At 55.3% G+C, this 19,527-nt stretch carries 17 protein-coding genes; 1 reads left to right on the forward strand and 16 read right to left on the reverse strand.

Annotated elements, in window-relative coordinates; genetic code table 11:
* Nucleotides 1-3 precede the first annotated feature (3 nt).
* From wcaJ to BMF08_RS18910, 16 genes are all read right to left on the reverse strand, one after another.
* Nucleotides 4-1,398 carry an undecaprenyl-phosphate glucose phosphotransferase gene (gene wcaJ / locus BMF08_RS18835; protein ID WP_072569043.1) on the reverse strand — a complete coding sequence of 465 codons (1,395 nt, stop codon included), beginning with the start codon at nucleotides 1,396-1,398 and terminating at the stop codon, nucleotides 4-6.
* A 61-nt stretch (nucleotides 1,399-1,459) separates the two neighbouring features.
* Entirely contained in the window at nucleotides 1,460-2,830 is a 1,371-nt protein-coding gene (cpsG, locus tag BMF08_RS18840; RefSeq protein ID WP_072569044.1) for a colanic acid biosynthesis phosphomannomutase CpsG, read from the reverse strand.
* A 195-nt stretch (nucleotides 2,831-3,025) separates the two neighbouring features.
* The gene (gene cpsB / locus BMF08_RS18845; protein ID WP_072569045.1) at nucleotides 3,026-4,462 is read right to left on the reverse strand and encodes a mannose-1-phosphate guanyltransferase; all 1,437 of its coding nucleotides are present in this window, start codon (nucleotides 4,460-4,462) and stop codon (nucleotides 3,026-3,028) included.
* A 3-nt stretch (nucleotides 4,463-4,465) separates the two neighbouring features.
* The gene (gene wcaI, locus BMF08_RS18850; RefSeq protein WP_072569046.1) at nucleotides 4,466-5,689 is read right to left on the reverse strand and encodes a colanic acid biosynthesis fucosyltransferase WcaI; all 1,224 of its coding nucleotides are present in this window, start codon (nucleotides 5,687-5,689) and stop codon (nucleotides 4,466-4,468) included.
* On the reverse strand, nucleotides 5,686-6,162 hold the full coding sequence (locus tag BMF08_RS18855; RefSeq protein ID WP_072569047.1) for a GDP-mannose mannosyl hydrolase: 477 nt from the start codon (nucleotides 6,160-6,162) through the stop codon (nucleotides 5,686-5,688). Before BMF08_RS18855 ends, wcaI begins: the two co-directional genes overlap by 4 nt.
* A 2-nt stretch (nucleotides 6,163-6,164) precedes the next feature.
* Complete coding sequence (fcl, locus tag BMF08_RS18860; RefSeq protein WP_072569048.1) at nucleotides 6,165-7,130, reverse strand: GDP-L-fucose synthase; 966 nt, start codon at nucleotides 7,128-7,130, stop codon at nucleotides 6,165-6,167.
* A gap of 2 nt (nucleotides 7,131-7,132) precedes the next feature.
* On the reverse strand, nucleotides 7,133-8,254 hold the full coding sequence (gmd, locus tag BMF08_RS18865; RefSeq protein WP_072569049.1) for a GDP-mannose 4,6-dehydratase: 1,122 nt from the start codon (nucleotides 8,252-8,254) through the stop codon (nucleotides 7,133-7,135).
* A complete protein-coding gene (gene wcaF / locus BMF08_RS18870) occupies nucleotides 8,251-8,820 on the reverse strand; it encodes a colanic acid biosynthesis acetyltransferase WcaF (RefSeq protein ID WP_072569050.1) in 570 nt (189 codons plus the stop codon). Before wcaF ends, gmd begins: the two co-directional genes overlap by 4 nt.
* 15 nt (nucleotides 8,821-8,835) lie before the next feature.
* Nucleotides 8,836-9,582: a colanic acid biosynthesis glycosyltransferase WcaE gene (gene wcaE, locus BMF08_RS18875; protein WP_072569051.1), complete on the reverse strand. Its 747-nt coding sequence runs from the start codon at nucleotides 9,580-9,582 to the stop codon at nucleotides 8,836-8,838.
* A gap of 10 nt (nucleotides 9,583-9,592) precedes the next feature.
* Complete coding sequence (gene wcaD, locus BMF08_RS18880; protein WP_072569052.1) at nucleotides 9,593-10,816, reverse strand: colanic acid polymerase WcaD; 1,224 nt, start codon at nucleotides 10,814-10,816, stop codon at nucleotides 9,593-9,595.
* Complete coding sequence (gene wcaC, locus BMF08_RS18885; protein ID WP_072569053.1) at nucleotides 10,791-12,008, reverse strand: colanic acid biosynthesis glycosyltransferase WcaC; 1,218 nt, start codon at nucleotides 12,006-12,008, stop codon at nucleotides 10,791-10,793. The genes wcaD and wcaC overlap by 26 nt, the downstream gene beginning before the upstream one ends.
* Entirely contained in the window at nucleotides 12,005-12,496 is a 492-nt protein-coding gene (gene wcaB / locus BMF08_RS18890; RefSeq protein WP_072569054.1) for a colanic acid biosynthesis acetyltransferase WcaB, read from the reverse strand. The genes wcaC and wcaB overlap by 4 nt, the downstream gene beginning before the upstream one ends.
* Nucleotides 12,496-13,338: a colanic acid biosynthesis glycosyltransferase WcaA gene (wcaA, locus tag BMF08_RS18895; RefSeq protein ID WP_072569055.1), complete on the reverse strand. Its 843-nt coding sequence runs from the start codon at nucleotides 13,336-13,338 to the stop codon at nucleotides 12,496-12,498. Before wcaA ends, wcaB begins: the two co-directional genes overlap by 1 nt.
* A 115-nt stretch (nucleotides 13,339-13,453) precedes the next feature.
* Nucleotides 13,454-15,616, reverse strand: coding sequence for a tyrosine-protein kinase Wzc (wzc, locus tag BMF08_RS18900; RefSeq protein ID WP_072569056.1), 2,163 nt, complete (start codon nucleotides 15,614-15,616; stop codon nucleotides 13,454-13,456).
* 2 nt (nucleotides 15,617-15,618) lie between these two features.
* Complete coding sequence (gene wzb, locus BMF08_RS18905; RefSeq protein WP_072569057.1) at nucleotides 15,619-16,062, reverse strand: low molecular weight protein-tyrosine-phosphatase Wzb; 444 nt, start codon at nucleotides 16,060-16,062, stop codon at nucleotides 15,619-15,621.
* A gap of 3 nt (nucleotides 16,063-16,065) precedes the next feature.
* Entirely contained in the window at nucleotides 16,066-17,208 is a 1,143-nt protein-coding gene (locus BMF08_RS18910) for a polysaccharide export protein (RefSeq protein WP_072569058.1), read from the reverse strand.
* A gap of 701 nt (nucleotides 17,209-17,909) precedes the next feature.
* On the opposite strand from BMF08_RS18910, the gene BMF08_RS18915 reads away from it, so the two are divergent.
* On the forward strand, nucleotides 17,910-19,493 hold the full coding sequence (locus BMF08_RS18915; RefSeq protein WP_072569059.1) for a TerC family protein: 1,584 nt from the start codon (nucleotides 17,910-17,912) through the stop codon (nucleotides 19,491-19,493).
* The last annotated feature ends 34 nt before the right edge of the window (nucleotides 19,494-19,527 follow it).

Here is a 19,527-nt window from a genome sequence, read left to right on the forward strand (position 1 = left end):
CGCTTAATACGCCGCTTTGTTCACAAAGCCTTTAAAGATGGTGAGAAAAACAATCTTGATATCGAACCAGAGGCTCCATTCACGGATGTACTCCAGATCGAATTCAATACGTTTTTCCATTTTTTCCAGCGTGTCCGTCTCGCCGCGCCAGCCGTTGATTTGCGCCCAGCCGGTGATGCCCGGTTTCACTTTATGACGCAGCATGTAGCCCTGGATCAGGGTGCGATACTGTTCATTGTGCGCCACCGCGTGGGGACGCGGGCCGACAATCGACATGCCGCCGGTCAGCACGTTGATAAACTGCGGCAGTTCGTCAAGTGAGGTACGGCGCAGGAAGTTGCCCACTTTGGTGACGCGGGGATCGTTCTGCGTCGCCTGGGTGACCACTTCGGCGTTTTCCATCACCTTCATGGAACGGAATTTCCACACCTTGATCGGCTTACCGTCCATACCGTAGCGGGTTTGACGGAAAATAATCGGGCCAGGAGAACTGATTTTCACCGCCGCCGCGATGCACAGCAGCACCGGGGAGATAAGCAGCAGGATCAGTGAGGAGAGCACAATGTCTTCCAGACGCTTCAGCACGCGGTTCATGCCGGAGAGCGGTGTGTCATACAGCGGCACCACCGGCACGCCGTTCATCTCTTCGATGCGCGAATGCAGGATATTAAAGGTAAACACATCAGGGATGAGGATCACCGAGCAGGTGGTGTCCGCCAGCTCACGCACCAGGCGTTTTATGCCGGACTCTTCGCTCATCGGCATGGCGATGTAAACGTTATGAATTTTGCCCGCTTTCGCGTCTTCCAGCAGTTGGTCGTAATTGCCCGCCCAGTCAGCGGTCACGCCGCCCGGTCTGGCATCGTGATAGACGCCCACCACTTCAAAGCCCAGCCAGGGCTCATGGCGGAAACTGTCCAGCAGCACCTGGCCTACCGGCAGATCGCCCGCCACCGCCACACGGCGGGTGTTATAGCCATGATGACGCAGCCAGCCCGCGAAAAAGCGGATCAGCGTGCGGCAGGTCACCAGCCCCACGCTGCTTAATACGTACCAGGCAAAGAAAACGCTGAAGGTATTATCAAAATCGGCGTTGAAGGCCATCAGTCCGGCGCTGAAAATCAGGCTCAGCGTCCAGTTTTGCAGCAGCAGCGCCAGCTCGGTCGAGATCTTCACGCCACGCCAGGAACGGTAGAAATCGGTCATACCACCGATCATCTGGAACACCACCAGCGTGATCAGGGCCATCAGCAGATGCAGGTAAAAAAAGGGTAACGCGTGTAGCTTGCAGACGATCCATAGCCCACCGAACATGATGGTGATGTCTGAAAAACGCTGCACCATAGAGATTAACGATGCATTCGTTTTAGCTCGCTCGCGCTTTTTTAGATTTATCATCGTTGTTCCTGTTCTTAAGTCCCCTCGCCCCTTCCCGCGGGCGAGGGGAAACCAAGCTCGACTACTGGTTCAACAGCGCCAGGATGTCCTGTGTTCGTGCCTCCATCAGCGCCACGTCACCCCGCGATTCGACGTTCAGACGCACCACCGGCTCGGTATTGGACGAGCGCAGGTTGAAGCGCCATTCCGGGAACGCCATGCTGATGCCGTCGGTATGGTCGACTTCCAGCGCGCTGGCGGCATAGTGCTGCTCCACGCGGGCAATAGCGGTGGCCGGATCCGCCAGCTTGCTGTTGATTTCGCCGCTGGCCGGGAACGCCGTCATGCGATCGCGAACCAGTTCCGACAGAGACTGCCCTTTCACACACAGCAGTTCCGCCACCAGCAGCCAGGGGATCATGCCGCTGTCGCAGTAGGCAAAATCGCGGAAATAGTGATGGGCGCTCATTTCGCCGCCGTAGATGGCGTCTTCTTCGCGCATACGCTCTTTGATGAACGCATGACCGGTTTTCGACATCACCGGCTTACCGCCAGCAGCCGTCACCACATCCACGGTGTTCCAGGACAGACGCGGGTCGTGAATGATCTTCGCGCCAGGGTGTTTTTCGAGGAAGGCTTCGGCCAGCAGGCCAACAATGTAATAACCTTCGATAAACTGACCGTTGCCGTCGAACAGGAAGCAGCGGTCAAAGTCACCGTCGAAGGCGATCCCCATGTCGGCTTTATGCTCGATCACCGCATTGCGGGTATCGTCGCGGCACTCCGGCAGCAGCGGGTTAGGAATACCGTTCGGGAAGTTGCCGTCCGGGGTGTTGTGTACCTTGATAAAGGTTACCGGCACGTTCAGCGCCTTAAAGCGCGCTTCGATAGCGTCCACCACCGGGCCTGCCGCGCCGTTACCGGAGTTAATCACTAACTTCAGCGGCGTGATGTTGGTGGTGTCGATGTAACCGAGCAGGTGGTCGATATAAGCATCGCGCAGATCGATCTGCTTATAGCTGCCGCGTTTATCCGGGTTCACCGGCGGGAAATCATTGGCTTCCGCCAGACGCTGCACGTCGCGCAGGCCGGTATCGCCGCTGATGGGGCGCGCGCCCTTGCGCACCAGCTTCATACCGTTATAGTCCATCGGGTTATGGCTGGCGGTCACTTCGATACCGCCGTCCACGCCGAGATGGAAAGTCGCAAAATAGATCTCTTCGGTGCCGGAAAGACCGATGTCCAGCACGTCAACGCCAGCGTCCTGTAACCCTTTCGCCAGCGCAAGCTTAAGTGCTTCGCTGGTCAGACGCACATCACCGCCGAGCACAATGGTCTGCGGCTTCAGGTATTCGCCGTAGGCGCGACCAATGCGCCAGGCGATGTCTTCGTTCAGCTCTTCTCCGAGCTTGCCGCGAATATCGTAGGCTTTGAAACAGGTTAATTTTTCCATGATTACCTCGTTTTCAGGCGACACACAGCCTGGAGCCCGTTGGGGCAAATTTGTTATTTGTTCCAGCCCGGTGGCGTTTTGCTTACCGGGCCCGGTGATGCGAACTTTCCTTGCCCGGTGGCGCTTCGCTTACCGGGCCTACAATCATTCACCTGTAGGCCCGGCAAGCCTGCGCCGCCGGGCAACGTTCATTCACTACACCCGACCGTAACGATCCTCAAACCGCACGATGTCATCTTCTTCAAGATACGAACCGGAGCGGACTTCAATCAGATCCAGCGGGATCTTGCCCGGGTTTTCCAGGCAGTGCGTGGCACCGAGTGGGATATAGATCGACTCGTTTTCGCCCAGTAACTTGATCTCGTCGTTAATGGTCACTTTGGCGGTGCCCGCCACCACGATCCAGTGCTCGGCGCGGTGATGATGCATCTGCAAGGACAGCCCTTCCCCCGGCTTCACGGTGATGCGTTTCACCTGATAGCGTTCGCCGGAATCAATGGAGTCATACTTACCCCACGGACGGTACACTTCCCGGTGAATGTGATGCTCGTGACGACCCTCGGCTTTAATTTGCTCGACCACTTTTTTCACGTCCTGCACCGCATTACGATCGGCGATCAGCACCGCGTCTTTGGTCTGCACCACCACCAGATCCTTCACCCCTACGGTGGTGACAAGACCGGATTCGGCATAGACATAGCTGTTTTCGGTTTTATGGCTGATCACATCGCCGTGATGCACATTGCCCTCCGGCGTATGGGCGCTGATTTCCCACAGGGACGACCAGGAGCCGACATCGCTCCAGCCCGCGTCCATCGGCACCACTACCGCATCGGCGGTTTTTTCCATCACCGCGTAATCCACCGACTCTTCCGGGCAAGCGAGAAAGGCTTCTTCATCCACGCGGATAAAATCGAGATCCGGATCGACGGCGTCCATGGCTTTGGTGCAGGCCTGCAAAATATCCGGACGGAATTTTTTCAGCTCTTCCAGGTAGCGACCGGCGCGGAACAGGAACATGCCGCTGTTCCAGTAATACTCGCCGCTGGCGACGTAAGCCTGAGCGGTATCGAGATCCGGTTTTTCAACGAACTGCGCCACTTCGAAAGCCACTGCGTCCACCTGCCCCTGGCTGACCGCGCCACGACGGATATAGCCATAACCGGTTTCCGGCAGATCCGGCACGATGCCGAAGGTCACCAGTTTGCCGCTCTCGGCGTACGGCATGGCTGCACGCACCGCCTCGCGGAAGGCTTCTTCGTTCTGGATCACATGATCCGCCGCCAGCACCAGCATCAGCGGATCGCTGTCCGGGCTGTTGCGCTGCGCCGCAAGGGCAGCCAGGGCGATGGCCGGGGCGGTGTTACGCCCGGCGGGTTCAAGAATGATGTTCTCCGTCAGCTTGTTGAGCTGGCGCAGCTGTTCGGCCACGATAAAGCGGTGCTGCTCGTTACAGATCACTACCGGGCTTTCGCACTGCACGCCGTTCAGACGACACACCGTCGTCTGCAACATCGTCAGTTCGCCCTTCAGGCACAGAAACTGTTTTGGATAGAGTACGCGGGACAGCGGCCACAGGCGGCTGCCGGAGCCACCGGCCATTACTACCGGATAGAGCGTTGGTTGACTCATTGTTTAATCCCGAATATCTGCAATAAATTGGCTTAACACGTTCTCTTTTTCGAGCGTGCGTTCGGCATATTCACGTGCCACCGTGTTGAATTTGGGCATCAGCAGGGCCTGGCCGATGCCGTCGATCAGCGCGTCCACCGATTCCGGCTCCACGCAGACCGCGATCCCCGGACAGGTGTCGCACAGTTGTCCCAGTTCGGTGTGGCGCTCGGCTGTGATCACCGCATTGCCCCCCACCGCAAGAATATTGGTCAGCTTCGACGGCAGTACCGCGTCAGCAGCGCCGCGCTTCTGGATCACCAGATGACAATCCGCCAGCTTCAGCAGCGCGGGCAGCGCGTCATAGGACTGCAACGGATGAAAAATCACGTTGCTCAGGCCGCGCTCGCGGGCCATTTTTTCCAGTCGCGCTTTGCCGCCGCCCTGGCCGACAATCACGAACAGCCACGGCTGGTCGCGCAGACGATCTGCGGCTTCAATCACGCTCTCCAGCCCCTGCTTTTCGCCAATGTTGCCGGAGTAAAGAATGATTTTTTTATCCGCCGGCAGGGCGAGTTGCTGGCGAAGCGTTGATGCATCGGCATCGGTAACGTCGCGAAAACGCGCCACTTCCGACCAGTTGGGGAAGAAAATCACCCGCTCAGCCGGTACGCCTTTTTCCTGCGCTTTATTCATCATCGAGCGCGAAATCGTCGATACGTTATCGACGTTGTGCAGGCCGCTGCGCTCAAAGGCGCTGGCAAGCCGGGCCACTCGCCCGCCCTTACCTTTGCCGGCCATGCCGAGGCCAAGCATGGCATCGACTTCGTAATCCTGAATGTGCAGTACGGTACGGGCGCCGGACAGTTTTGCCAGCAGGCGCATGCCCGGCGTACAAAACAGCGTCGGCACCACGCCGATAATGCGATCCGGCTTCCAGCGGCGCTGCGCCATCAGCGGGAAAAAGCTGCTCAGCGCAAAGCTGCCGAGATGGATCAGGCGCTTTAAGGTGGTCGGGGTTTTGGGCACATATAGAGGACAGCGCCAGACGGTCGCCGCCCCCTCTTCCCGACGCCAGCGCCAGGCCGAGTAAGGCTCGCCCACTTTCCACTCCGGATAGTACGGCGGCGCGGTAATGACGCGAACGTCATGGCCCTGACGGGCCATCCATTCCACCATCTCGCCGGTGTACTTACCGATCCCGGTCAGCTCCGGCGAGTAGTTAATTCCGTACACCAGAATTCTCATAAGCCCGGCACTCCGGACTTATCAGTACGGAAATAGGCGCGGCTGTTGTCGTGCACGTTCTCGCTGTTCACGATGGCGTCAGGCGTCATCCAGCGCCACGCCCCGTGCTGCTCGGCGGGCAGCGTCAGGGTGCTTTCATCCACACGGACACGGAAACCCAGCACGATGTAGTGCGTGGAAAAATCGCGTCCGGAGAAGTTGTCGTCATAGAAGTGCTGCCAGACGCCGTAAAACTCGCCTGCCGACATCGGCAGACGGGTTCCCAGTTCCGCCAGGGTCAGGCGCTCGAAGGCGCTGGCCAGCGGCTCATCCTTTTGTACGCGTCCGCCAGGGACAAACCAGTATCCCTGTGCCGGACGGTTGGTGCGTTCTCCCAGCAGAAACTCACCGCGCGAATTTTCCACGATGAGATCGATGGAGATCAGCGGCGTTGAGCGCACTACCGTGGCGAAGTCTTCTTGACTCAAAAACATGCTTACCCCCGGAACCGGTGCTGGTTTTCAAGGAACCACTGATAGGTGCTTGCCAGCCCCTGCTCCAGTGACACCTCGTGATACCAGCCAAGCTGATGCAGACGCGTCACATCAAGCAGCTTGCGCGGAGTACCGTCGGGTTTGCTGGCGTCGAACACCACGCGGCCTTTAAAGCCGGTGACCTGCGCGAGGGTTTGCGCCAGTTCGCGAATGGTGCAGTCCACGCCGGTGCCGACGTTAATATGCGACAGCATCGGTTCGGTGTTTTCCTGCCACACTTCCGGATCCAGCTCCATCACGTGAATGCTGGCAGCCGCCATATCATCCACATGCAGGAATTCGCGCATCGGCGTACCGCTGCCCCATACCACCACATCCGTGGCGTTTTCCTGGGCCGCTTCATGGAAGCGACGCAGCAGCGCCGGGATCACATGGGAGTTGCTCGGGTGGAAGTTATCGTTCGGGCCGTACAGATTGGTCGGCATCACCGAACGATAATCACGTCCGTACTGGCGGTTGTAAGATTCACACAGCTTGATACCGGCAATCTTGGCAATCGCGTAAGGCTCGTTAGTCGCTTCAAGCGTGCCCTGCAACAGCTCGCTTTCCGCCATCGGCTGCTTCGCCATTTTCGGGTAGATGCAGGATGAGCCGAGGAACAGCAGCTTATTCACGTTGTGCGTATGCGCCGCGTGAATGATGTTGCTCTCGATCATCAGGTTCTCGAAAATGAACTCCGCCGGGTAGGTATTGTTCGCCACAATACCGCCCACTTTCGCCGCCGCCAGATACACCTGATCGATGGATTCGGTGGCGAAGAAATCATTTACCGCACGGGCATCCAGCAGATTGAGTTCATCACGGGTACGCAGGACGAGCTCAACGTCCCCGCGTTGCTCAAGCTGTCGTACGATGGCCGAACCCACCATTCCACGATGGCCGGCCACAAAGATACGTTGTTTGCTCATGCTTACGACTCCAGCGCGATGGCGACCTCGAAGCCATGAGCTTTCAGCAGCGAGTGTTTCTTAGCCGCTTCCAGATCTTTGGCTACCATTTCAGAGACCATCTCCTGCAGGGTGGTTTCCGGTTTCCAGCCCAGTTTTTCGTGCGCTTTGGTCGGGTCGCCCAGCAGGGTTTCCACTTCCGCCGGACGGAAGTAACGCGGGTCAACAGAAACAATCACATCCCCTGGCTTCACGCCCGGTGCATCGTGACCGGTTACGGACACCACAATGCCTTTCTCGTCAACGCCTTCGCCTTCAAAGCGCAGTTTGATACCGAGCTGAGCCGCTGCCATTTCTACGAACTGACGCACGGAGTACTGCACGCCGGTGGCGATAACGAAATCTTCCGGGTGATCCTGTTGCAGCATCATCCACTGCATTTTCACGTAGTCTTTCGCATGGCCCCAGTCACGCAGGGAGTCCATGTTGCCGAGGTACAGGCAGGATTCCAGGCCCTGAGCGATGTTGGCGATAGCACGGGTAATTTTACGGGTCACGAAGGTTTCGCCGCGACGCGGGGATTCGTGGTTGAACAGGATGCCGTTACAGGCATACATGCCATAGGATTCGCGGTAGTTAACGGTGATCCAGTAAGCGTACAGTTTGGCAACGGCATACGGAGAACGCGGATAGAACGGCGTGGTCTCTTTCTGCGGGATTTCCTGCACCAGACCATAGAGTTCAGAGGTGGATGCCTGATAGAAACGGGTTTTCTTTTCCAGGCCGAGGAAGCGGATCGCTTCCAGCAGACGCAGGGTACCCATGGCATCAACGTCGGCGGTGTATTCCGGCGATTCAAAAGAAACCGCAACGTGGCTCATCGCGCCCAGGTTGTACACTTCATCCGGCTGCACTTCCTGAAGAATACGCGTCAGGTTGGAGCTGTCGGTCAGATCGCCATAGTGCAGGTGGAATTTCGGGTTGCTGGTATGCGGATCCTGATAGATATGGTCCACACGCTCGGTGTTAAAAGAGGAAGCACGACGTTTGATGCCGTGAACTTCATAACCCTTCTCCAGCAGCAGTTCCGCCAGATAAGAACCATCCTGTCCGGTTACGCCGGTGATGAGAGCGACTTTACTCATAATTTATTTTCCTCAAAAAGTGCCGTTTCGACGCGTTTGCGCGTCACCACTGCGGGATTACCCCGGCAAATCACATTCGCCGGAAGCGTCTTAAAAACACTGCTACGGGCACCAACGACGGTGCCATCGCCGATTTTTACGCCGGGGGCGACGAAAACATCCGTTGCCAGCCAGCATTTATCGCCAATTACTATCGGGGCGGCATTAATATCGAAATGCGCGCTCTGATAATCGTGACTACCGGTACATAAATAACACTTTTGTGACACCACAGAATTCGAGCCGATGGTGATGTCGCCCAGCGTATATAACACCGCGTCATCACCCACCCAGCTATAATCACCGAGCGTTAATTTCCATGGGTACGTAATTTTCACCGACGGGCGGATCACCACGCCTTTACCAATTTTTGCGCCAAAAAGACGCAATAAAAATGCGCGCCAGCGGTACATAACCTGTGGGGACCAGGCAAATAATGTTGCCTGTACTGCCCACCAGAGCTGAACTTTGAGCGCACTGGCCCCGCGGAAGCCGGCGGGTACCGTGAATCCGTTTAATTCCTGCATCGTATTTCCTTATATTCAGGCTTTGTTATATAAGGCTTTTGTTTTACCGGTTGTGCGTTTGCGCAGCAGGTAAGAAAGCTCTGCCCAGAATGCCGGCACGCGTAATATTTTGCGCTGCACATTTTTAGCATCCTGGCATAATTCCAGATTATTCGAGGTTGACACGCCACCCATCGAAAATTCAGAAACCAGTCCTTTCAGGCGCTTAAAGGCATAGCCTGCTTTAAACATGCGGGCGGCAAGCGCGTAATCGGAAGAGACTTTATATTGTAAATCGTAGGGGTAGGTTTTCAGACCGCTTACCGGGAAGAATATGGCCTGATGGCTGGCCGGTAAGCTGTGGTAGATATACCATCCATGTTTCGCACTGCGGCGAATTTTTTTCCCGTCACCAAAATCGAGTAATGCATCGCCAATATACATGGCGCTTTCCGGGGCGTTCTCCAGCTGGCGCACGACATCCGCGGCGTCAGCATGGAAAATATCGCCAGAATTCAGGAATAATGCGAAGCGCCCTTCTGCCATCGCAATGCCTTTATTCATGGCATCGTAGATGCCTTTATCTTTTTCGCTGATATAACGTAAGTTGTACTGTCCGTTGAGGTTTTCCAGGAATTCTGCGGTGCCGTCCTGGGAGCCGCCGTCCACCACGATCCATTCGAAGGTGATGTCCTGTGCCTGTGCCAGATGCGCCAGGGACGCATAAGTTTTCGCCACGCCGTCATAATTCCGAAACGCGACCGTAATGACACTTAGAAGCATGTGAACCACCTCATCTTGAATGCGTAATATTCAGCGCTTTGCGCAAAATAAAAGGGCAGACGATTAAAAAAGCATATTCGGGACTAAAAATCGAACCGGTAAAAAACAATGACACCGGGGTAAAAAGAAAGAGTTGAACGCGATAATTCTGATTATTACCAAACGCGTTGATCATCATTTTTACCACTTTCGACATGTACCATATCGTCAGTAACACTGCGAACCATGAGAAATAAATGATTAGCAGATACAACCCATTGTCTATTGTTTTTCCGACGTCCGCACCGTTAAAGATTCCGAATGATGCAACATATTCGTAAAGTGAACCGAAGCGCACCACGCCGTCGATATTGGTTAATGAATAACCCACCATCGCCAGCGGCCCGATGATACGGTAATAAGAAGACGATCCTTCCGTACCTAAATCACCCAGGCGTTCCGAAATATAAGGAAAAGCGAATACCACACCGACGAGAAAGACTGCGAGCGAAATTATCGCTAAAGGCAGCTTTTTCTTAATCGCCTCTTTATTCAGATACTGGAATGCCCATTCCAGCAGGTAAAAAAGGATAAATGTCATTACTCCAGAGAAGGAACCGGAGAGGACTATCCCTGCCAGAATCATAGCATCGGTCTTGGGCGTTTTGATACCAAACTGTTTGATGCTGAGCCAAATTGAGATTAATGCCAGAGCAAAAAATGCGGGTTCGAAATACATGGCAGTGGTTCGCTTACCACCAAACTTAATGAAATTCAGAACATAGCTGTTACTGTAAATCAGATATTTCGAAATATTCTCCATCAGGCTACTGCCGCCGGTAAGAATAATCTGCGCCATTTCGGCGGCGGCGAGTATTACCACAAAACCCACCACCAGCCAGAAGAAACGTAAAATCTTGCGATAGTTGTGCGGCGAAATGGTTTTAAAACGAATACTCCATACCATGCCGATGATGATCACCAGGTAGACAAACAGCAGCGTCGAGGTGACATACTTTCCGGCATTCAGCGACTGACCGAAGATGTAGTTAAAGATCGTCAGGCCCGCGCCGATGCCCAGCGCTATCATCAGCTTTTTCACGCTGATCTTATCGACGTACAGCAGCAGCAGTACCGGCAAAAAGGTCACTATGGTTATCGGGAAGCTCTCACCTATCTGGGCGATCTTCACGTTCACCAGCAGATAGATGAGCGGCAGCAGCAGATAACTACAGACTCTGATAGAACGAGACATACTCCTCCAGCATCTGTTCGCCACTGTAGGCCTGGCGGCTGCGGGCGCGGAACGCGTCCAGCGTGGTGCCAAACACCGCCCGGGCAATCTCCGCTTTCGGACGCTGCACCAGGGAAACCACCTCCGATTCGGCAAAAGTTTTGCCGCCGGATTTATGCAGCACTTCCTGCGCCGCGTCGCTATGTGTCGCAATTACCGGTACGCCGATAGACAATGCTTCGCAGAGGATCAGCGGATAGTTATCCACCCGCGAACTGAACACCAGCGCGTCCATTTGATTCAGCTCGCTCATCAGCTGGCGCTTATCGGTCATAAACCCATGGTTCACTACGTTCGCGCCCTCAAAAGGCGAAAACTTGCCGAAGGTGTGCAGCTCGATTTTGTCGCCGAGCGCCATCATATCGCGCACCAGCCGCTGATTGGTTTTGCCGTCGTAGCGTAAGTCGTGCGCCACAATGGCGATTTTCGGTACGCCTGCGGTTTCGCTCACCGGGGTCAGTTCCGCAAGGATCGCTTCGGTCGCCACATCAATACCATTGTTGATAATGCGGCAGCGCCCTTGTCCATAAATACTGTTAAAGGCATCGGCGACGTGCTGGCTTGGGGAGATAAAGGTACAGCCCAGTGCCAGCATGGCTTTAAACAGCTGGCGTTTGCCTTCCACCAGCTGATGCGCGCGGTCGATTTTCACCGGCGGATAGTTGCTCAGCGTCGGGCATTTCTGGCAGTTGGTTTTCCAGCCTTCGCAGCCGTCGGTAAAGGCGCAGCGACCGGTTACGCTCCAGTGATCGTGCAGCGTCCAGACAAAGGTGACGTCCGGCTTGTGGGCTTTCACTTTCTGGCAGAAGGCCACCAGATCGTTAAGCTTCAGCCAGTAGCTGTGCATGACATGAAAGTGCAGCACCACCGGGCCCGGCGTACGGGTGACGGTGCGGTACAAATTATTCAGGTTGCCAAAAACATCGCGGTTAAACAGACGAAACAGCGCCAGATTGGCCATCGACGTCAGACGCGGCGTCTGTTTGATCACCTGCGGATAGTGGTCGTGGCTGACGCTTTTTTTGCCGCCCTTGCCATAGCCGTACACAAAACGGGAAGGCAGTCCTTTTTGCAGCGCGCGCTGGTGTAAATCCAGCGCCACGCCCGCTGCGCCGCCCTCGGCGAGACGCACATTAAATTGCAGAATGTTCATTTAATTACCTTCACGCGCGCTTTCTCACCCACCACCAGCGCGTTATCCGGCACGCTGTCCAGCACCACGCTGCCCGCGCCGATGGTCACGTTATTGCCGATAGTAATATCGCCGATCATCACCACGTTGGCGCCCAGTTCCACGCCATTGCCAATCACCGGGCAGGCCAGGCTGTCCGCGCCGCGGTTGCCGATGGTGACGCCGTGACGGATAGTGAAATCATCACCCGCCACGACGTTTTTATTGATCACCACCGCATAGCCATGATGAATAGTGAAACGTCGCCCGATGGTGGCTGCCGCCTGAATTTCGTAACCGAACAGGCATTCGGTAATAAAGCGGTACAGCACCAGCACCGGGGCGGCCCAGATATTGTTAAGCACATGTTTTTTACGCCACACCGAGCAAAAATGCGCGATGCGGTAGGCCATTACCATGCAGCACGGACGCAGGCTCCAGTGGTTGGCACGAAAATCTTCCAGTCGCATTATTTCCCCCGCAGCCCGTCAGCAAGGCGTTTGCCGTTACGCACGGAAAGCAGCGTTAACAACGTGCGCCAGTTCATGCGCTTGTTGCGGATCTGGTAGAGCGTGAACAGCTGATACTTTTTGCTGGCCCGGTCAAACTTGTCTTTGTGCTTGCGGTAGAAATGAAAATACCCTGAGAACTTTTTCGGCGATGCAGTGATCTGCATCTCGCCGTGATTCACGTGCAGGATCTGCGTGGCTTCTTCCACTTTCCACGGCTCGCCATACTCCACCACCATGCGCAGGAAAATGTCGTAATCCTGAGCGGCTTTCAGTTCGGTATCGAACAGGCACTCTTTGAAACGCCAGGCAAAGGTAAACACCTGATTGCCGATGATATTGCGTTTGTAGAACAGCGTGCGGGAGTACGGGGATTTCGGGTACAGCGGCAGGCTGGCAGGCTGGGCATAGACTTCGCCTTCGCAGATATAATCGTTGGCATATAAAAATGCGTGCGTCACCAGCTGCTGTTTATGGGCCAGGAAGACCGACAGGCGGTTCGGCGTCCATTCGTCATCATCGTCAATGCCGGTAATAAATTCGCCGCTGGCCTGTAAAATGGCCTGATTACGTACCGCGCAGGCACCGGTATTGATCTCGTTGTGGGTATAGCGCACGCGCGGATCGTTAAGTCCCTCGACAAACTGCTGCAGCTGCTCATAAGACGAAGAGCAGTCATCCACAATGATCATCTCCCAGTTGCTGTAGTCCTGGCGCAGGACCGACTTAATCGCCCGGATCGCCAGCTGTTGCCTGTTCCAGGTTGGCATGTAAATTGAGATCAGCGGATTATCTGTTGTCATTCTTATTTCCCCGGATAGTACCGACTCATTTGCCGGATGGCGGTGCGGGCACCTTATCCGGCCTACATGGAAGCAGGTCGGATAAGCGCAGCGCCATCAGGCACCTTTCGGTGATTTATTTTGAATCAGACTTGTACTCGTACTCGTAGTAGCCGTAGTCCTGATAGCCTGTCGCGCGGCGGAAGATGGAGTTGAGGATCACCCCTTTCACCTCGATACCGTTCTGTTGCAGACGGTTCAGGCTGGTTTCCACCTCTTTAAGCGTGTTCACCGCGTAACGCGCCACCATCAGCGTGGTGCCCGCATGGCGGCCCACGATGGCGGCGTCGGTGACCGCGAGGATTGGCGGCGTATCGATCAGCACCAGGTCATAGTTCTTGCTCGCCCAGGCCAGCAGCTGGGTGAAGCGTTCGCTCATCAGTAGTTCTGACGGGTTCGGCGGCACCTGCCCACGCGGCACCAGGTCAAAGTTCGGCACCGAGGTCGGTTTGGCGCAGGCGGCAATGTCGCCAGTGCTGGAGAGCACATTCGACAGACCGTTCACGTTGTCCGTGCCGAGCAGTTCGTGGGCGTAACCTTTACGCATATCACAGTCAATCAGCAGCACGCGCTTGTTGGTCTGGCTGACCACCGCCGCAAGGTTGGCGCAGACAAAGGTTTTACCGATGGACGGACTGACCCCGGTCATCATCAGCACATTATTGTTGGCCTGCATCATGGCGAAGTGCAGACTGGTACGCAGACTACGAATAGCTTCGATAGCGAGATCGGTCGGGTTACCCACCGCCAGCAGCTGGCTCTGCTTGTAACGCTTAGCCCCTTTGACGGTTTTGACGTGGTCGCGGGATTTCTGCCATTCGGACAGCGGAATGCTGGCGTAGACGTTGATGCCATGCTCTTCCAGCACCTGCGGGCTTTCGATACCGCGATTAAACAGCGAGCGCAGCAGCACGCCGACAATCGACAGCATCAGGCCGAGGATAATGCTGCCCAGAATGATCAGCGCTTTCTTCGGTTTCAGCACGCCAGGCTGGGTGATCGCCGGGTCAACGATACGCACATCGCCGACGGTACTGGCTTCGGTGATCTTCAGCTCCTGCTGTTTGTTGAGCAGCGCCATGTACACCTGCTGGCCGGATTCCACATCGCGGGTCAGACGCACAATTTCCTGCTGGGTTTTCGGCATCGCGGTAACGCGGCCGTTCAGCTTGGCTTTTTCATCTTCCAGCGCTTTACGTTTTTCCAGCAGCGTGCGGTAGGCCGGGTGCGCTTTGGTATAAAGCTTGGAAATTTCCGCTTCTTTAAAGGTCAGCTCGTTCAGCTGGGCGTCGATATTGACCATCGAATCCAGCACCGCTTTCGCTTCCAGCGGTAAATCCACGGAGTCTTTATCCTGGCGGAAGGCGTTCAGTTTGTTTTCCGCTTCATCCAGATTACGGCGCACTTCCGGCAGCTGTTTGGCGAGGAAGGCGAGGCTTTTGGCCGCTTCTTCCGATTTACGCGCCACGTTCTGCTCAAGATAGTTGCGGGTAATGCTGTTGAGGATGGCACGGATCTGCTCGCGATCTTCACCGGTAAAGGACAGGCTCAGCACGCCGGTGTCTTTACCGTTTTCGGTGACGGTCAGGTTGTTTTGCAGATTGTTGATCATGCCGAGGGTGGAAAACTTAGTAATGGTGAACTCGCTGTCGGTAGAGGAGTGGATCTCGCTCACCTCAAGCGTGACGCCATCTTTTTCCAGCAGCTTACCCACTTCACCTCTGGCGCTGAAACCCGCGTCGCTGGTCAACTGGTACTGCGTCGGGCTGAGCACGCGCAGCGTGAAAACCTGCTCCCCTGCCCCTTTCGGAATAGTAAAGGTCGTCACCTTCACCGTTTCGTTCTGGCGACCCATCAGCCGTTCCCAGCCAGCCCCGATGATCGGCATGGTGTTTTTGGTGACGGCAATATCTAAATCGAGATCGTCAACGGTTTTTCCCAGCACCAGACGGGATTTGATCAGCTGAATTTCCGCGTCAGACGCAGGGGGCTTGTTCGACAGCGCGCTGTTAATGTTCTGTACCAGCGAGTTGCCGGTATCCTGCTCGATCTGGACCAGCGCATCGGCGCTGTAGATCGGCGTGGCGAACAGGGTATAGATCACCGCCGCCACCGCAAAGGCTGCGGTAACCCCGAGCACCCACCAGCGGGCTTCAATCACCGTCCCAATAAGGCGGCCGATGTCGATTTCATCGCTGCCTGTCTGGGAGGCGGCAGAATGCTGTAGTTTTTCTGTCATTGTTATCCCTGCTGAACGTTCAATGCCTGCGCCCACTGGCGGGCAGACCTTTCGAGTAAGGTGTAAACGGCCTCAAAAGCTTCACGGCTTTTACGGTATGGATCGGGAATTTCCCGCTCATTATCCCAGTGACCAAACAGCATCACTTTGCCGCGCATTTCCGGTGCGATTTCACACAGCGAGGCAATGTGACGCTTTTCCATCACCAGGATCAGATCGTATTCGCGGCACATGCGCGCGGTGATCTGGCGGGCGCTGTGGCCCGCAAGCGAGATGTCATGCTGTTCCGCCACGCTGGTTGCCGTGGCGTCAGCCCCTTTCCCCACCAGCGCGCCCAATCCTGCCGATTCAACGGTCAGGGCGGGATTAAACGCTTTCAGCAACCGTTCCGCCGTCGGGGAGCGGCAGATATTGCCTACGCAAACCACGAGAATTTTATTAAACATCGCTTATTCCCAGTTCCGTAAGTCGCTGGCCGTGTCGGTCATGTAGCGAACGCCACTGATGGTCGGCAACAGCTGGTTGATCAGACGGTTCCAGCGGGCAACCGGTGCGGTTGTAACGTAGACCACGTCGTACGGCTGGAGGCGGAATTCCGTCGCCATTACCAGAGAGGTGGCGTCAGACATATCAAGCTGGTAAATGTTGGCGATCTTGCCGCCGCGTCCACCCTCGCCTTTCAGCGGACGGATCACGAAGATACCGCTGGCGTTGGAGGTGTTCAGATCCAGACCTTCTGCCTGACCAAGCGCTTCGGTCAGCGTCATGCCGCTGAAGTCCATTTTGAGCGTGCTCTGTTTTTTCACTTCGCCCATCACGAACACTTTCAGATCGTCATTGCGCGGCACAAAGAGAATGTCGCCCGGATAAAGCAGGCGGTTCTGGCTCAAATCGCCGTTTTGCATCAGCGCCTGCAAAGAGATGCGTTGTTCGCGGCCTTCGTGGGTCAACACGACGTTGCGCCAGTCGGCGTTATCGGTCAGCCCGCCGGCGGCGTTAATGGCGTCCAGCACCGTCAGCGGCACGTTAGTGATCGCCTGCTGACCGGATTTATTCACCTGCCCGGAGATATAGGCTTTTTGCGAGCGGAAGCCAGCGATATTAACGTCCACCTGCGGGTCAGCAATGTACTGCGCTAAACGGCTGGTAATATCACTACGGATTTCTGCCAGGGTTTTGCCCACCACGTGGACTTTACCGATATAGGGATAGAACATGGTGCCGTCCGGCTGTACCCAGTTACCGGCTTCGCTGGAACTACGATACTGGCCTGCTGGCGTCGTCAGTTCCGGGTGATCCCAGACGGTCACGTTCAGGACATCGCCAGGACCGACACGGTACTGATAACTGGCGATTTCCTGATCCAGCGACATATTGGGTTGGGCGACATTTGGACGGGGACGTAACTGCTCGACCAGTCGGGGGGTCAAAGGATAAACATTCACCATGCGGTCAAGATCGAAGTCAGCATCTTGCTGCTTAATGACATCCTTTCCCATGGTTGACATATTGCTGCCGGGAAAAACCGTGCAACCACTCATCAAGGTCACAGACACCAATAATGGCATCAATTTCATTTTGGATTTCATCATTGATTATTTATCACTTTGGCAGAGTAATTATCCTGTGCGGTATAAATAAGCGCGTAGCCTGTTCACATTCAGCATGCAGTTAATTGCCGCTAAATATAACTGGCATCAGTCCTAAAAATCGCTTATTCAAACGCGGTTTGTTGACAGAATAATCGGAGCTGATTCACACGCTTCCGGGCACGCTACCGCCCCTGGCTTCCAGTTACCAATTCACTGATAAAACAGTAAGTTATTGATTACAGCCTGACTCTTTACATTATTTACAGGAAATAATGTAAACCTCGGCAGTGGCTGTCAGAAAAAGAAGAACATAACCCATCATGACGTTAGAAATATGACATACAAAAGAACGCCATGATGCGCTGGAGGAATTGTTGCAGCTAACGGAATACCAGGCAAGGTAACTTGTCCGGGGTAAGGTCTTTTTAAGATTAATATTAACCTCAAAAATATCGGCTTTTAGGAGTTTCTTCATATTGACAAAATTTATATATAGATTTACGCGTACGATAATTCCTAATTTACAGTATAAAAAAGCCCATAATATATAAGCGCATTACAGTCATGAGGAGCGCGAAATATCACTTAAACCTATGGTGCGATTATTCGGATAAATCGCAGAGGAATATTGCATTTTGGGCGCAATGTACCCATGATCAAAACGTGACAATCGTCATATTACACAAGGTACGACATTTACTATGGAATGGATTGCCGATCCCTCTATCTGGGCGGGACTGTTTACCCTGATCGTTATCGAGCTGGTGCTCGGCATTGATAACCTGGTCTTTATTGCCATACTCGCGGAAAAACTTCCGCCTGCGCAGCGCGACCGCGCGCGCGTCACGGGCCTCATCCTGGCGATGCTGATGCGTCTGGTTCTGCTGGCCTCAATTTCCTGGCTGGTGACCCTCACCACCCCGCTGTTCAGCGTGCGCAGCCTGAGCTTCAGCGCCCGCGATCTGATCATGCTGTTTGGCGGTTTCTTCCTGCTGTTTAAAGCCACGGTGGAACTGAACGAGCGGCTGGAGGGGAAAGACAGCGATAACCCGACGCAGCGGCGCGGGGCAAAATTCTGGGCGGTGGTGACGCAAATCGTTATTCTTGACGCCGTCTTCTCGCTGGATTCCGTGATCACCGCCGTCGGTATGGTGGAGCATCTGGCGGTAATGATGGCGGCGGTGATCATCGCCATTTCCCTGATGCTGCTGGCGAGCAAAGCCCTGACCCGCTTTGTGAATAATCACCCGACTATCGTCATCCTCTGCCTCAGCTTCCTGCTGATGATAGGCTTTAGCCTCATCGCCGAAGGCTTTGGCTACCACATCCCGAAAGGGTATCTGTATGCCGCCATCGGCTTCTCGGTGATGATCGAAGCGCTTAATCAGCTGGCGATTTTCAACCGCCGCCGCTTCCTGTTCGCTGACAATACCCTGCGTCAGCGCACCACCGAGGCGGTGATGCGCCTGCTCAGCGGCCGCAAAGAAGATGCCGAGCTGGATGTTGAAACCGCCTCCATGCTGGCCGACCATGATAATGCGCAGATCTTTAAACCGCAGGAGCGGCTGATGATCGAGCGTGTGCTCAACCTGAACCAGCGCACCGTCAGCAGTATCATGACCTCCCGCCATGACATCGAACATATCGATCTCACCGCGCCGGAAGAGGTGATCCGCGAGCTGCTGGACAAGAACCAGCATACCCGCGTGGTGGTCACCGGCGGCGATGCGCAGGAAGATCTGCTGGGCGTGGTGCATATACTTGATCTGCTGCAACAGGCGCTGCGCGGTGAGCCGCTGAACCTGAACGTGCTGGTGCGTCAGCCGCTGGTGTTCCCGGAAGGGTTGCCGCTGTTACAGGCGCTGGAGCAGTTCCGCAACGCCCGCACGCACTTTGCCTTTGTGGTGGATGAATTTGGTTCCGTGGAAGGGGCGGTCACGCTCAGCGACGTGATGGAAACCATCGCCGGTAATCTGCCGAACGAAGTGGAAGAGATCGACGCCCGCCACGATATTCAGAAAAACGCCGACGGCAGCTGGACGGCGAACGGCCATATGCCGCTGGAAGATCTGGTGCAGTTTGTGCCGCTGCCGCTGGACGAGAAGCGCGAATATCACACTATCGCCGGGCTGCTGATGGAGTATCTGCAACGTATTCCGCAGGTCGGGGAGGAAGTTGAGGTGGGCGATTATCGGGTGATCACTTTGCAGGTGGAAAGCCATCGCGTACAGAAAGTGCAGATCGTGCCGTTACGCACAAAAAGCGAGCTGGATTACGAAGTCTGATCCCGTTTCTGCCCTCTCCCTGCCGGAGAGGGCT

The organism is Enterobacter sp. SA187 (assembly GCF_001888805.2).
GTDB lineage: Bacteria > Pseudomonadota > Gammaproteobacteria > Enterobacterales > Enterobacteriaceae > Enterobacter_D.

Excerpts from the sequence above, each read along its gene's own strand:
- wcaJ (WP_072569043.1), bottom strand. The coding sequence starts at position 1,398 with ATGATAAATCTAAAAAAGCGCGAGCGAGCTAAAACGAATGCATCGTTA.
- cpsG (WP_072569044.1), bottom strand. The coding sequence starts at position 2,830 with ATGGAAAAATTAACCTGTTTCAAAGCCTACGATATTCGCGGCAAGCTC.
- cpsB (WP_072569045.1), bottom strand. The coding sequence starts at position 4,462 with ATGAGTCAACCAACGCTCTATCCGGTAGTAATGGCCGGTGGCTCCGGC.
- wcaI (WP_072569046.1), bottom strand. The coding sequence starts at position 5,689 with ATGAGAATTCTGGTGTACGGAATTAACTACTCGCCGGAGCTGACCGGG.
- BMF08_RS18855 (WP_072569047.1), bottom strand. The coding sequence starts at position 6,162 with ATGTTTTTGAGTCAAGAAGACTTCGCCACGGTAGTGCGCTCAACGCCG.
- fcl (WP_072569048.1), bottom strand. The coding sequence starts at position 7,130 with ATGAGCAAACAACGTATCTTTGTGGCCGGCCATCGTGGAATGGTGGGT.
- gmd (WP_072569049.1), bottom strand. The coding sequence starts at position 8,254 with ATGAGTAAAGTCGCTCTCATCACCGGCGTAACCGGACAGGATGGTTCT.
- wcaF (WP_072569050.1), bottom strand. The coding sequence starts at position 8,820 with ATGCAGGAATTAAACGGATTCACGGTACCCGCCGGCTTCCGCGGGGCC.
- wcaE (WP_072569051.1), bottom strand. The coding sequence starts at position 9,582 with ATGCTTCTAAGTGTCATTACGGTCGCGTTTCGGAATTATGACGGCGTG.
- wcaD (WP_072569052.1), bottom strand. The coding sequence starts at position 10,816 with ATGTCTCGTTCTATCAGAGTCTGTAGTTATCTGCTGCTGCCGCTCATC.
- wcaC (WP_072569053.1), bottom strand. The coding sequence starts at position 12,008 with ATGAACATTCTGCAATTTAATGTGCGTCTCGCCGAGGGCGGCGCAGCG.
- wcaB (WP_072569054.1), bottom strand. The coding sequence starts at position 12,496 with ATGCGACTGGAAGATTTTCGTGCCAACCACTGGAGCCTGCGTCCGTGC.
- wcaA (WP_072569055.1), bottom strand. The coding sequence starts at position 13,338 with ATGACAACAGATAATCCGCTGATCTCAATTTACATGCCAACCTGGAAC.
- wzc (WP_072569056.1), bottom strand. The coding sequence starts at position 15,616 with ATGACAGAAAAACTACAGCATTCTGCCGCCTCCCAGACAGGCAGCGAT.
- wzb (WP_072569057.1), bottom strand. The coding sequence starts at position 16,062 with ATGTTTAATAAAATTCTCGTGGTTTGCGTAGGCAATATCTGCCGCTCC.
- BMF08_RS18910 (WP_072569058.1), bottom strand. The coding sequence starts at position 17,208 with ATGATGAAATCCAAAATGAAATTGATGCCATTATTGGTGTCTGTGACC.
- BMF08_RS18915 (WP_072569059.1), top strand. The coding sequence starts at position 17,910 with ATGGAATGGATTGCCGATCCCTCTATCTGGGCGGGACTGTTTACCCTG.